General features: G+C 73.6%; 12 protein-coding genes. 6 read left to right on the forward strand and 6 right to left on the reverse strand.

Features of this window, described 5'->3' with window-relative positions:
* The 5 genes from ACZ45Q_RS16755 to ACZ45Q_RS16775 form a co-directional block, all read right to left on the reverse strand.
* On the reverse strand, nt 1-374 hold a 374-nt coding region (locus ACZ45Q_RS16755), incomplete at its 3' end, for an S-adenosylmethionine synthetase N-terminal domain-containing protein (protein ID WP_468261183.1).
* 176 nt (nt 375-550) lie between these two features.
* A complete protein-coding gene (locus ACZ45Q_RS16760) occupies nt 551-1,195 on the reverse strand; it encodes a class I SAM-dependent DNA methyltransferase (protein ID WP_468261185.1) in 645 nt (214 codons plus the stop codon).
* Nucleotides 1,196-1,300: 105 nt separating this feature from the next.
* A complete protein-coding gene (locus tag ACZ45Q_RS16765; protein ID WP_468261188.1) occupies nt 1,301-2,293 on the reverse strand; it encodes a DMT family transporter in 993 nt (330 codons plus the stop codon).
* Nucleotides 2,293-3,291, reverse strand: a complete 999-nt coding sequence (locus tag ACZ45Q_RS16770; RefSeq protein WP_468261191.1) for a PLP-dependent cysteine synthase family protein — start codon at nt 3,289-3,291, stop codon at nt 2,293-2,295. The genes ACZ45Q_RS16765 and ACZ45Q_RS16770 overlap by 1 nt, the downstream gene beginning before the upstream one ends.
* A gap of 157 nt (nt 3,292-3,448) precedes the next feature.
* On the reverse strand, nt 3,449-4,435 hold the full coding sequence (locus ACZ45Q_RS16775) for a class I SAM-dependent methyltransferase (RefSeq protein WP_468261194.1): 987 nt from the start codon (nt 4,433-4,435) through the stop codon (nt 3,449-3,451).
* Between the two features lie 691 nt (nt 4,436-5,126).
* On the opposite strand from ACZ45Q_RS16775, the gene ACZ45Q_RS16780 reads away from it, so the two are divergent.
* The 3 genes from ACZ45Q_RS16780 (at nt 5,127) to ACZ45Q_RS16790 (ending at nt 8,133) form a co-directional block, all read left to right on the forward strand.
* Nucleotides 5,127-5,792 (forward strand): class II aldolase/adducin family protein, encoded by a 666-nt coding sequence (locus ACZ45Q_RS16780; RefSeq protein WP_468261196.1) that lies wholly within the window; start codon nt 5,127-5,129, stop codon nt 5,790-5,792.
* Nucleotides 5,789-6,367, forward strand: a complete 579-nt coding sequence (locus tag ACZ45Q_RS16785) for a cupin (RefSeq protein ID WP_468261199.1) — start codon at nt 5,789-5,791, stop codon at nt 6,365-6,367. The genes ACZ45Q_RS16780 and ACZ45Q_RS16785 overlap by 4 nt, the downstream gene beginning before the upstream one ends.
* 272 nt (nt 6,368-6,639) lie before the next feature.
* Nucleotides 6,640-8,133 (forward strand): helix-turn-helix domain-containing protein, encoded by a 1,494-nt coding sequence (locus ACZ45Q_RS16790; protein WP_468261201.1) that lies wholly within the window; start codon nt 6,640-6,642, stop codon nt 8,131-8,133.
* On the opposite strand, the gene ACZ45Q_RS16795 is transcribed toward ACZ45Q_RS16790, so the two are convergent.
* Entirely contained in the window at nt 8,119-8,664 is a 546-nt protein-coding gene (locus ACZ45Q_RS16795; protein ID WP_468261204.1) for a TetR/AcrR family transcriptional regulator, read from the reverse strand. The genes ACZ45Q_RS16790 and ACZ45Q_RS16795 overlap by 15 nt on opposite strands.
* A 265-nt stretch (nt 8,665-8,929) precedes the next feature.
* On the opposite strand from ACZ45Q_RS16795, the gene ACZ45Q_RS16800 reads away from it, so the two are divergent.
* The 3 genes from ACZ45Q_RS16800 to ACZ45Q_RS16810 all read left to right on the forward strand — a co-directional run bounded on the left by ACZ45Q_RS16800 (nt 8,930) and on the right by ACZ45Q_RS16810 (nt 12,576).
* Entirely contained in the window at nt 8,930-9,622 is a 693-nt protein-coding gene (locus ACZ45Q_RS16800) for a haloacid dehalogenase type II (protein WP_468261207.1), read from the forward strand.
* A 189-nt stretch (nt 9,623-9,811) separates the two neighbouring features.
* Nucleotides 9,812-11,638: a gamma-glutamyltransferase family protein gene (locus ACZ45Q_RS16805; RefSeq protein WP_468261210.1), complete on the forward strand. Its 1,827-nt coding sequence runs from the start codon at nt 9,812-9,814 to the stop codon at nt 11,636-11,638.
* A gap of 89 nt (nt 11,639-11,727) precedes the next feature.
* Nucleotides 11,728-12,576: an inositol monophosphatase family protein gene (locus ACZ45Q_RS16810; RefSeq protein WP_468261212.1), complete on the forward strand. Its 849-nt coding sequence runs from the start codon at nt 11,728-11,730 to the stop codon at nt 12,574-12,576.
* Nucleotides 12,577-12,591: the final 15 nt, after the last annotated feature.

Consider the following 12,591-nt stretch of genomic DNA (forward strand, 5'->3'; position numbering starts at 1 on the left):
TGGCGGTCGAGTGCGTCGGCGTCGCCCTCGACGCGGGTCTCGTAGGCGGTGTCGACGCCCTGGGCGATGTCGGGGGACTGGGCGCCGATGGAGACGGACACGCCGCAGGAGGCGCCGTCGAAGCCCTTGGCGGAGGAGTCGTAGCCGATGTCGAGGATCGTGTCGCGGACCAGGGTGGCGATGTCGGCGTAGGCCTGGGTGGTGACCTCGCCGGCGATGTGGACCTGGCCGGTGGTGATCAGGGTCTCGACGGCGACGCGGGAGGCGGGGTCCTGGCGCAGCAGGGCGTCCAGGATCGTGTCGCTGATCCGATCGGCGATCTTGTCGGGGTGGCCCTCGGTGACGGACTCCGAGGTGAACAGACGACGGGACATGACACTCCAGACGGTGGTGAGTGAGCACGTGTCGGCAGGTGGCGCACACGGGGGCGCGCGGCCCCCCGGGGGGCGGAACCGGAGTGTCCGTGCCCGCTCCCCGCCGGGGGCCGGCGCCGCCGGGAGGGCTCGGGCCACCGGTCCGCCCCGGTGGGATCAGCGGTCCGCGCCGGCGCTCACACCGCCCCGGCCGTGCGGAAGACCCAGTAGTCGGCGCCCTCCTCGGCGATGTAGTGGGCGTTGCGCAGCGTCATGTGCAGCCGGGCCCGTGCGCTGACCTCGGGGGAGCGGACGAAGTCCTCGAACCCCGTCTCCGCCGCGTAACTGCCGCGGGTGGACACCACGATCAGGCCACCGGGCCGGGCGTACTCGACGAGCGTGAGCAGGGCCGTGGGACGGACGTGTCCCAGCGTGAACACCCCGCTGCTGACGACGATGTCGTACTGGTCCAGGCGGTCGTCCCGCCGGGGCGCGGAGAGGTCGACGCCTCCGTGGACCTTCCGGTACGCATCGGTCCGGAGGGCCTCGGCGGCCATGTTCTCCGACAGGTCGACACCGTCGATCACGTAGTCGCCCAGCGTCCTGAGGACCCGGCCGACGAGTCCGGTGCCGCAGCCGGCGTCGAAGACGGTCGTCTGCGGCGACCCGTAGGCGGAGGCGAGCAGATGGACCAGGTTGGCGGCGATCCGCGGCGCCACCCACTTCTGGTCCGCCAGGTCCACGTCGTAGCGGGCCGCCCAGTCCTCGTAGTAGTCCTTCAGCCCGGGAGAGTCGTCGAAGAAGACGTGCGACTGCTTGATGTTGGTGAACGAGTTGCTCATGGGGGTCCTCCCTTTCGGAACCGGTGAGGTCAGCTGTCAGGGGAAGTGCGTGTTCGGTGGCGGCCGGGCCGGCCGCCGGGGCCTGGCGGGGGGGGCGGTGCCGCGCTAGGTCACCGCGGGCACGTCGGACGCGTCGTCCGCTCTGTCGGCACCGCCGTCGGGGACGCTTCTGGCGCGGGCGTTGCGTACGTCGAAGACCATGTAGACGGCGATGCCGACGAGGATGAACAGCGCGCCGCCGACCTCGGTCCAGGTGGGCATCCGCTGCTCCACCGGCAGACTGAGGATCGCCCCGAAGATCGTCTCCGTGGCCAGGAGGGGACCGACCAGCGGCACGGGGATCCCCTGCGCCGCCTTCACCCAGATGTAGGTCCCCCACCACGATCCGATGACGCCGAGGAACACGCACCAGGCGATGATCTTGAACAGGGGGTACGGCTCGAAGGTCTCGTCCGGAGTGGTGGCGATGGCGAAGGGCAGCAGCACCATGGAGGCACCGCCGGCGCCCATCGCCACCAGCGCGGCCCAGATCGTCGGGTCGGGCTTGGTCTCCCAGGTGCGCTGCGACTGGGCGTTGCGGACCACGAAGTAGGACCAGGTGAGCATGGCCATGATGGCCAGGGCGATGCCGAAGAGCGAGTCGCCCGCGCGCTCCGAACGCCCCTGGATGTAGTCCGAGGCACTGAGCAGGGTGAGACCGGCGAGGATGAGGACGACCGGGGGGATCAGCTCCCGCCAGGACATGCGCCGCTCCGCGAAGTTGCCGGCCACCGCGATCGTGATCGGCGACGACCCCACGACGACGGCGGTGATGAAGCCGCTGCCCGCGGTCGCGGAATACGAGACGCAGACGTAGAAGACGAAGTACCCGACGAACCCGATGTAGAGCCCGAACAGGACGCGTCGGACCGGCATCGCCCGCAGCGCCTGCCGGTCGCGGCACAGGACGTACAGTCCGCACAGGCCGAACAGCGTGTACCGGCCGGTGACCAGGAGCAGTTCGCTCGCCGGCTGGACCGCGGCCGGGGCGACGAAGGCGAAGGCCCACAGCAGCGCGGCCGTCAGCGCGGCGGCCACGTTCTTCTTCGTGCTTCCCATTACGAGGCCGGCTCCAGTGCGTGGTTCTCGCCGGCGTCGAACCCGTGCCGGGCCAGCCAGTCGGGGTTGTAGATCTTCGACATGTACTTGGTCCCGCTGTCCGGCAGCACCGTGACGACCTTCGCGGGCCCCGGCAGCGACCGGGCGACCTGCACCGCGCCCCACACGTTCGCCCCCGAGGTGCCGCCGCACACCAGGCCCTCGCGGCGCGCCAGGTGCCGGCAGGTGGCGAAGGCGTCGGCGTCGGTGAACCGCAGGACGTCGTCGACGACCGAGAAGTCCATGCACTGCGCCAGGTGGTCCTCGCCCGCGCCCTCGACGAAGTACGGAGCGATCTGCCCGGGGTCGACGACGCCCTGGTGGAAGTAGCGGTGGTAGATGGAACCGGCCGGGTCGAGCAGCACCGAGCGCACGGCCGGATTGCGCTGCTTCAGGAACCGCGACGTGCCGGAGATGGTGCCGCCCGTGCTGCCCGACGCCACGAAGGCCGTCAGCGACATGCCCAGCTCGCTCCAGATCTCCGGCCCCGTCGAGCGGTAGTGCGCCTCGGCGTTGAGGGGGTTGTCGTACTGGTCGAGCATGAAGGAGCCCGGTGTCTCGGCGTGCAGCCGACGGGCGACGGCCACGTAGTGCTCGGCCGAGTCCGGCGGGGACGGCGTCGGGCAGACGATCACCTCCGCGCCCATCGCGCGCAGGGCGTCCTGCTTCTCCTTGCTCACCTTGTCCGGCATCGTCAGGATCGCGCGGTAGCCGCGGGCCGCCGCGGTCATCGCGATCGCCGCTCCCGTGTTCCCGGAGGTGTTCTCGATGATGGTGGCCCCCGGCAGAAGCAGGCCGCGCCGCTCGGCGTCGTCGAGGATGTAGCCGACGATCCGGTCCTTGATGCTGCCTCCCGGATTCACGAACTCGACCTTGGCGAATATCCGAACATCCGCGGGGACATCGAAAGTGGTGAGTTCGACGAGAGGGGTGTTGCCAATGAACGACTGGATGTTCATGCCGACCCTTACTGAATGCTGAGGGAAGTTGCGGTCGAATTCCCGCGAACGCGGCGAACGGACCGGAGTGGCGAACGCGCCAAGTTGTGTGACGCGCCGTGCCGGACACCGCACCGGGCCTTTGCCGCCGCGCCGGCCGTGTGGTGTGCCGCCGGTGTCAGAGAGCGGTGTCCGGAATCTTGACGGAATCGAGGATCGCGACCGTGTGGCCGACCTTCTCGCCCTTTTCCACCAGGGCCAGGGCGTCCACCGCGGGCATCGCGTGGGGCGCCAGCCCGGCCTCCAGTTGCAGGGCCTGCGCGCCCGCCGCCGCGGCCGTGAGCCCCGCGAACGCCTCGCGCAAAACGTCCACCGGGTAGAAGTGGAACGGCCCGAGCCCCTCCCGCTCCCACCGGGCGTAACCGCCGACCACCTCGTGCGGCTCGGACTGCACCTTCCAGGTGAAGGTCAGGATGCTGCCGTTGTATCCGGCGGCCCCGGACAGCGCCAGGATCTCCGACAGCGGCACGCGCGCCCCGATCGACGACAGCACCCGGCCGCCGACCCGGAGGATCGGGTGCGCCTGCTGGAGAGCCAGGTAGTGCAGCGTGACGAGGTTCTTCTCGGCGAACCCGGGGATCTCCTCGCTGCGGCCGGTGATGAACGTCGAGCTGGTCTGGCCCTCGTCGAGGTCGCCTTCCCCGGCCATCGGGATGTTGGGGAGGTTCTCGTAGACCACGTCGACCTCGGACATCCGGCCGGCCAGCGGGGACAGGAGGTCACCCGCCGCCCCGACCAGTTCGACGTCCCGGCCGAGGACGTTGCCGCGGATGTTCTCCCGGGCGTGCGCGAGGACGTCCTCGTGCAGGTCGGTGAAGCCGACGGTGCGCGCCTGGAGGATCTCCACCGCCGCCAGGGCGTCCAGGCCCGCGCCCGTGCCGACCGTGCAGAACCGCGGGGCGAGGACGCCCATGCGGGCCAGCGTCTTGAACGCCGGCACGGCCACGCTCGCGACCCAGTCGGCGCGGGGCTCGTCCGCCTTCGGCAGATAGGAATGGTCCGAGAGCGTGAGCCCGATCGTGGAGCGTATGCGAGAGGTCTGTGCGAGCTGGAAGAAAGCGGCCGGCGAAATCGTCATCTCGGCCTGGTCGAACTCCGTACCCATGTGCGCCTCCTGCGTCATGACTGCGCTGTCTCAGCGAGAAATCCCGATCCACCCCGAGCCGGAGAGCAAGTGGCGCGCCCAGCCGGTCTGTACCGGAAGCCGGATCGGCTTGCCCGACCTCGGTGTCGGCTGATCCGGGCAATGGGGAATGGCGTCCTTTTGTCGCGGACGGTCCCGCCGGTGGCGGAAGCAACTTCACTATCGGCGGTCGCTCGCAAAGCTGTACAGGGCGTGCCTGTTGTCTGTCGCGAGGCAACACGGCGCAACACCGGCCCCGCTGACCGCCCTTCGGTCCCGGCCACCGGCCGCACGCCCGTGTACGGGGCACCGGTTTCTGTCACCTTCGCGGCATCGGTGTCTTCCCGTCACACCGTCATGAACCGGGGCACAAGGGCGCGTTCGGCCCGGTCGGGGTACCAGGCCCGTCCGCGCGGCGCAAGCGGCCTCGCTCCGGCCACCCGGCGCCGGGAGCTGTTGACGCCCGGAAGATCGCCTCCCTAGGATGTAACTAAACCGGTGGGTATACCTCGCCGAAGAGTCCGTCCGAAGGGCGAGGGTGGAGTTCCCACCGCCGTTCCGCGTCGGCCGCCCCCGGAGGGGCCCCACGAGGAACCCGCCGAGGGAAGCGACGCACCTCGGTCTGTCCCGGCCGCCGGCCGGATGCGCAGACCGGTGCTGGAGGAGACGAGTCGTGAAGCCCGTACACATCCACGAGGACCCGGGACCGCTGCGCGCGCGCCTCGTGGCCACCTGCCGCACCCTGCGCCGGCGCGGCCACCTGCCGGGGACCTCCGGCAGCGCCTCGGTGCGCACCGGTGAGGCGGTCCTGATCACGGCCGGCGGCCGGAGCGACGCGGCGCCGTCCCCCCAGGACACGGTGCTCGTCGACCCCGTCCAAGGGCTGCCGCTGCTCGGCGAGACCGAGTGGCCGCCCACCGAGACCCCGGTCCACCTGGCGGTCCACCGGCAGCTGCCCGGCGGCGGCGCGGTGCTGTACGCGCACCCCCCGTACGGCACGGCTCTGGCCACCCTCACCGGCGCCGGGCCGCTCGGCCGCGTCGTCTTCGAGGACCCGGGACCGGCCTGCCCCCTCGGCCCCGGCGACTCCCGCCGCATCGAGGTCCCCGTCCTGCCCTGCGGCCGCGACGTCCTGCGCACCGCCGAGGACGTGACCGCCCGTCTCCACGCGCCGCCGGCCGGCCCCCTGCCCGCCCTGTTCCTGGCCCGGCAGGGCGTCCTCACCTGGGGGCGAGACCTCGACGAGGCCCGCGACCGGCTGGAGTGCCTGGAGTCGCTCAGCCGGCTGCGGCCGCCGGCCGGACGCCCCGGCGGCGCCGTGAAGGACCCCGTCGGGTGACACTGCTTCAGATCATGCCGGAGGACGCGCCGGACACGGTGCGGCTGCGCACCGAGGACCTGGACGTCATCCGCGGCGAGCTGCTCGACATCGGCGTGCGTCTGGAACGGTGGCACCCCACCCACCGGGTTCCGGCCGGTGCCGCCGACGCCACCATCATGAAGGCGTACCGGAGCCACATCGACCACATCAGCGCCGAGGGTGGTTACCGGTTCGTCGACATCGTGCGCATGCCGCCCGAACCCGCCGACCCCCGGTGGCCCCGGCGGGCGCGCGCGGCCCGCCGGAAATACCTCGACGAGCACGTGCACGACGACGACCTGGTGCGCTTCTTCGTCACGGGGACCGGCTGCTACTGCCTCCATGTCGCGGGCCGGGTGCACGCCGTGGTGTGCACCGCCGGTGACCTGCTGTCCGTGCCCGGCCGGACGGCGCACTGGTCCGACATGGGCTCGCGCCCGTCGTTCACCGCGATCCGCTTCCGTCAGACGCCGGACGGCGGGGGCAGCCGGTTCCCGCCGGACGGCATCGCCGCCCGGTTCCCGACCCTCGACGATCTGCTGGCCACGACATGAGCGACGCCGGCGCCCACCCCGCCCGCGGGGACGCCGGCCCCACCGGTCCGTGAGGGCCGGTGCGCCCCGGGACGGCCGCCGTGCCCGGCCTTCGTCCGCCCCGGGGCGGACGCCGTGCCCGGCCCCCGTCCCCGGGGCCCGCCGGGCCTGCGCCGGGGCGGGCCCGTCCCCGCACGGCCCGCCCCCGTCCGCCCACCTGCTCGACGTCCGCGACCCGACCCACCCGGTCCTACACCACGCACCGACGGCTCCACGGTTCGAGGGGATTCACCATGCTGCGAGAAACCGCGCACCACTCACCGGCCATCAGTCCCTCCCGCGGGAACGCCGGCCGGGCCCCGGCCGCCGCCCCCGCCCCCGCGTCGTTCGGTCAGCTGCTCCGGGCCCGCCGCCAGCAACGGGGCCTGTCCCTGGCGCAGTTGGCCTCACGGGTGCACTTCGACCGGGGCCATGTCAGCAAGGTCGAGACCGGCAAGCGTCCCCCCTCGGTCACCTTCGCCGAGGCCTGCGACCGGGCGCTGGACGTCGGCGACACCTTCACCACCATCGCCACGGCCCTGGAAGCCGCCTCCCGGCAGCACCGGGGCTGGGTCCGCCCCGCCCAACTGCCCGCGGCGACCCAGCACTTCGTCGGACGCCACGCCCTGCTCGACCGGCTCGACGGTGTGCTGTGCGGGGACGAGCGGTCCCTCGGTGTCCCCGTCGTGGTCGTCGACGGACCGCCGGGGGTGGGGAAGACCGCGCTCGCCGTCCGTGCCGCGCACCGGGCGGTGAACGCCGGACGCTTCCCGGACGGGCAGTTCTTCGTCGACCTCCAGGGCCCGGGCCCCGGCACCGCGGCCGCACCGCTGGACGTACTGGAGGACCTGCTCCGCGCCCTCGGCGTGCCCGCCGAGCACATCCCGGCGGACCTGGACCAGCGGGCCGCCACCCTCCGCTCCGTCCTCCACGGCCGGGAGGTGCTGCTGGTCCTGGACAACGCGGCCGACGCCCGGCAGATCCTGCCGCTGCTGCCCGGCTCGCCCGGCTGCGCCGTCGTCGTCACCAGCCGCCCCCAGCTGCCCGGCCTGATCTCCTTGGTGGGGGCCGTGACCCTGACCTTGCAGGAGTTACCCGGGGCGGAGGCGGCACGGCTGATCCGCTCGCTCATCGGCGACGCCCGCGCCGACGCCGACCCCGCCGCCGTGGCCGTCCTGGCCGAGCGCTGCGGGCACCTGCCGCTGGCGCTGGTGCTGGCCGCCGAGCACATCGTCAGCCGGCGGCACCACAGCGCCGGTACGCTCGCCGCCGACCTCAAACCCGAGGACGCCCGGCTCGACCTCGCCGCGGGGGACGTGGCTCTGCGGGACGCGTTCTCCACCTCGTACGAGACGCTCGACGAGCGGACCGCGCGGATGTTCCGGCTGCTGGGCCTGCTGCCCAGCTACACGATCAACCCCGCCGCGGCGGCGGCGACCGCGGGCGTGGGGCAGGACGAGGCCTCCCTGCTGCTGCGCAACCTCGCCGACGCCCATCTGATCCGGCACCACGACGAGCGGCACTACCGCCTGGACAACCTGCTGCGGGCCTACGCGACCAAGCTGGCGAAGTGCCTGGACGCGAGGTCCGAGCGGATGAAGGCGATGCGCCGGGCGGCCGACTTCTTCCTGAACGCCTCGCCCGGCTGCGGCTCGTCCCGCGGCACGGGCGCCGGGGCGGCGGGGGAGGGGGCGGCGCCGGGCGTCGCCGCTGCGGCCGGCGGGCCGGCGGGGTCAGCCGGCCAGTGACGACTCGATGAGGGCGGCGGCCATCTGCTCGGCCCGGTCGACCGCCTGGTCCACCGATCCCATGGAGTCGGCGATGCACGCCCCTTCGTGCAGGATCAGCAGCTGGGCGGCGAGCGCCGCGGGGTCCTTCGCGCCGGCCTGCGTGGCCAGGTCGCCCATGTAGGCCAGGAGCCAGGCCTTCTGCTCGCGGGCGACCTCCCGCCCCGGGTGGTCCGCGGGCAGTTCCACGGACGCGTTGACGAAGGCGCAGCCCCGGGAGTTGCGCTCGCGCATCCACTCCCGCAGCGCACCGAACGTGGCCAGCAGCTTCGCGCGCGGCGGTCCGTCGTGGCCGTTGACGTACTTCACGAGGGTGGAGCGCCACAGGCCGTCGCGGGCCCGCAGATACGCCACGATCAGGCCGTCCTTCGACCCGAAGCGGTCGTAGAGGGTCTTCTTCGTGACACCCGCTTCCTCGGCGATCGCCTCCACGCCGACCGCGCGGATCCCCACGTCGTAGAAGAGCCGGGAGGCGGTCTCGAGGATCTTCACGCTGGCCGGCGTCAGATGCGGCACACCGTGCGGCCGGCTGCTCCGTCTGGCGGTCCCACTCTGTGTAGTAGTCACCCTTCGACGGTACACCCATCGGTATGGTTATGTCCGGTCCCCCACCGGCGGGTTCTTCCCCTCCCTCCCGCCGGCCGGCCGCCGCCTGACAGGGCGTGACATGCCACGAACGGCGTAATCGGGCCCCGGGCCGCCGCGCCGGGTCAGGCTGTGCGGCGTCGTGACCCGACCGCTGTGGGGAGGAGACCGGATGGTCCAGGCAGGTGACATCGAGGTCGTCGTCTTCGACGTCCTCGGAACGATGGTCGACGAGCCGGGCGGGCTCCGGGCGGCCATCGGCGAGGCGGTGCCCGACGCCGACGACGCGACCCTCGACCGGCTTCGCACCGTGTGGCAGGAGCACGTCGAAGGCGAGCAGCGGCGCATCGGGGAAGGGAGCCGGCCCTACGCCGGCTCCGCGGCCCTCGACCGCGAGGCGGCCCGGCGCGTGGCCGACCGCGCCGGGCTCGCCGACCCGGCGGCCGTCGAGCGGCTGGCCACCGCGGGGCAGCGCCTGCGGCCCTGGGACGACTCCGCCGCAGGACTCGCCCGCCTGGCGGACCGCCGGCCCGTGATGGCGCTCTCCCACGCCGGCCGTGCCGCCCTGCTCCGCCTCGGCGCGCACGCCGGGCTGCGCTGGCACCTGGCGCTGTCCGCAGAGGACGCCCGGGCCTACAAGCCGGCGCCGGAGGTCTACCGGCTCGCGCTCGACGCGGCCGGATGCCCGCCGGAGAGGGTGCTGATGGTCGCCGCCCACGCCTGGGACCTGCGCGGCGCACAGGCGGTCGGCATGCGGACCGCCTACGTGCGGCGGCCGGCCGGGGACCCTCCGACGCCCGCCGACACCTTCGACCTGCGGGTGGACGGCCTGGACGAACTGGCCGGGGTCCTGTCGGCGGTCTAGTGGAGCCGAAGGACGGCGACGGCGGTCCAGCGGAGCCGAAGGGCGGCGGACTCCGGTTCCCGGGCGGTCGATAGCCTGCCGGGGCAGCGGACGGAACAGGGCCGACCGCGCCCCCGGCCGCTCCTCAACGGCCCGTCAGAAGAACCCGGCGGGCCGGTCGTCGAGCGAGACAGCGAGGTCGGAACCCGGATGTTCACCACCCGCCCCACCCTCCAGGGCACCTTCGGCATGGTGTCCTCCACCCACTGGCTGGCCTCCCAGTCGGCGATGGCCGTTCTGGAGGACGGCGGCAACGCCTACGACGCCGCCGTGGCCGGCGCGTTCGTGCTGCACGTCGTCGAGCCGCACCTCAACGGGCCGGCCGGGGAGGTGCCGATCCTGCTGGCGCCGGCCGGCGGCGAGGTGCGGGTGCTGTGCGGGCAGGGCGTGGCCCCGGCCGGGGCGAGCATCGCGCACTACCGCGGGCTCGGTCTGGACCTCGTCCCCGGCACCGGCCCGCTCGCCGCCGCCGTGCCCGGCGCCTTCGACGCCTGGATGCTGCTGCTGCGCGACCACGGCACCAAGTCCCTCGCCGAGGTGCTGAAGTACGCCATCGGCTACGCCGAGCACGGGCACCCGCCGGTGGAGCGGGTGGGCGCGGCGGTGGAGACCGTCCGGGAACTGTTCGAGACCGAGTGGACCTCCTCGGCCGAGGTCTACCTGCCGGGCGGACGCGCGCCCCGGCCCGGCGACCTGTTCCGCAACCCCGCCCTCGCGGCCACCTGGAGGCGGCTGCTCGCGGAGACCGGCGGCGCGGGCAGCCGGGAGGCGCGGATCGAGGCCGCCCGCCGGGTGTGGAGCACCGGGTTCATAGCCGAGGCCCTGGTCCGGCAGGCCGCACGGCCCACCATGGACACCAGCGGCGAGCGGCACACCGGCACCCTGACGGCCGCCGACCTCGCCGGCTGGTCCGCGACCTACGAGAGGCCGGCGACCTACGACTGGAACGGCTGGACCGTGTGCAAGGCCGGCCCCTGGAGCCAGGGCCCCGTCCTGCTCCAGCAACTGGCCCTGCTCCCGCCCGAACTGCCCCCGCACGGCTCCGCCGACTACGTCCACCTGCTGATCGAGGGCAGCAAACTCGCCCTGGCCGACCGGGAGGCCTGGTACGGCGACGCGGCCGAGGTGCCGCTCGAGGATCTGCTGTCGGACGCGTACAACACCGAGCGGCGCACGCTCGTCGGCGACCGCGCCAGTCGCGAACTGCGGCCCGGCAGCCCCGGTGGGCGCACCCCGCGGCTGTGCGCCCACGCGCGCGTGGTGGCCGCGGACGGGGCCGCCCGGCCGGTGCCCGGCGCCGGCGAGCCGACCGTCGCCAAGGGCCCCGCCTCCCCGGTGCCGGGCGAGCCGGACGTCGCCGCGGACGGCGGCACCCGCGGCGACACCTGCCACCTCGACGTCGTCGACCGCTGGGGCAACATGGTCGCCGCCACCCCCAGCGGCGGCTGGCTCCAGTCCAACCCGGTCGTGCCGGAACTGGGCTTCCCGCTGGGCACCCGGTTGCAGATGACCTGGCTGGAGGAGGGCCTGCCCAACTCCCTCACCCCCGGCCGCCGGCCCCGCACCACGCTCACGCCCTCCCTCGCCCTGCGCGACGGCGTGCCCGTCATGGCCTTCGGCACGCCGGGCGGCGACCAGCAGGACCAGTGGCAGCTGCACTTCTTCCTGGCGGTGGCGCTGGGCGCCCTCGTGCGCGGCGGTCTCGACCTCCAGGGCGCCATCGACGCCCCCAACTGGCACAACGACAGCTTCCCCGGCTCCTTCTTCCCGCGCGGGATGCGCCCCGGCAGCGTCACCGTGGAGTCCCGCACGGCCCCGGAGGTCGTCGCCGAACTGCGCCGCCGCGGTCACGACGTCACGGTCGGCGACCCCTGGTCCGAGGGGCGGCTGTGCGCCGTCGCGCGGGACCCGGACACCGGCGTCCTGTCGGCGGCGGCCAATCCGCGGGGCATGCAGGGGTACGCGGTCGGCCGGTGAGCGGGGGCGGCACCCGCTGTTCACGTCGATTCCGCCCGCCGTGCACCGGCCGGGTGGGGATTGTCGCAGGGGCGTGCTCTCATGGAGGCATGATCGAAGACAGCGAAACCATCGACGAGTTTCTCGCCCGGTACGCCGACGACGTGGAAGAGGCCGTCCGCAAGGCGGCCGCCCTGGAGATCATGCCCCGCTGGCGCCGGCTCGCCGCGCACGAGGTCGACCAGAAGACCGGACCGCACGACCTGGTCACCGACGCCGACCGGCTGGCCGAGCAGTACCTCACCGGGGAACTCGTCAGGCTGCTGCCCGGCTCCGTGGTGGTCGGCGAGGAGGCCGTGCACGCCAACCCGGCGTCCTACGAGGCGATCCGGGGCGGGGCACCGGTGTGGATCGTCGACCCCGTCGACGGCACCCGCCAGTTCGTGCACGGCGACCCCGGCTTCTGCACGCTGGTCGCGCTCGCGCACCACGGCGTCGTCCACGCGTCCTGGACCTACGCACCCGCCCGCGACCAACTGGCCACGGCCGTACGGGACAAGGGCGCCTTCCTCGACGGCGAGCGGCTGCACGCGGGCCCGCCGGAGCCCGGCCGCGAGCTGCGGGTGGCCACCTCCCACCCGGACTACACCACCGAGGACCAGAAGCGCGCCCTGCTCGGACTGCGCACCCCGGGCGTGGCTCCCCGCCCGTGCGGCTCCGCGGGGCTGGAGTACCTCGCCGTCGCCCGTGGCGAGTCGGACGCCACCGCGTTCTCCTGGGAGGCGGCCTGGGACCACGCCGCCGGACTGCTGCTGGTGGAGGAGGCGGGCGGCACGCACCTGACGCGCACGGGCGAGCCGTTCCGCATCACGGGGGGCAACGACCTGCCGTTCACGGCGGCCCGCGACGCCGCCACCGCCCGCCGCGTCGTGGCCCTGCTGGCGGGCGAGGCCGCCTGAGCCGACGGCCCTCCA

The sequence above is a fragment of the Streptomyces sp. NPDC031049 genome (assembly GCF_055571015.1).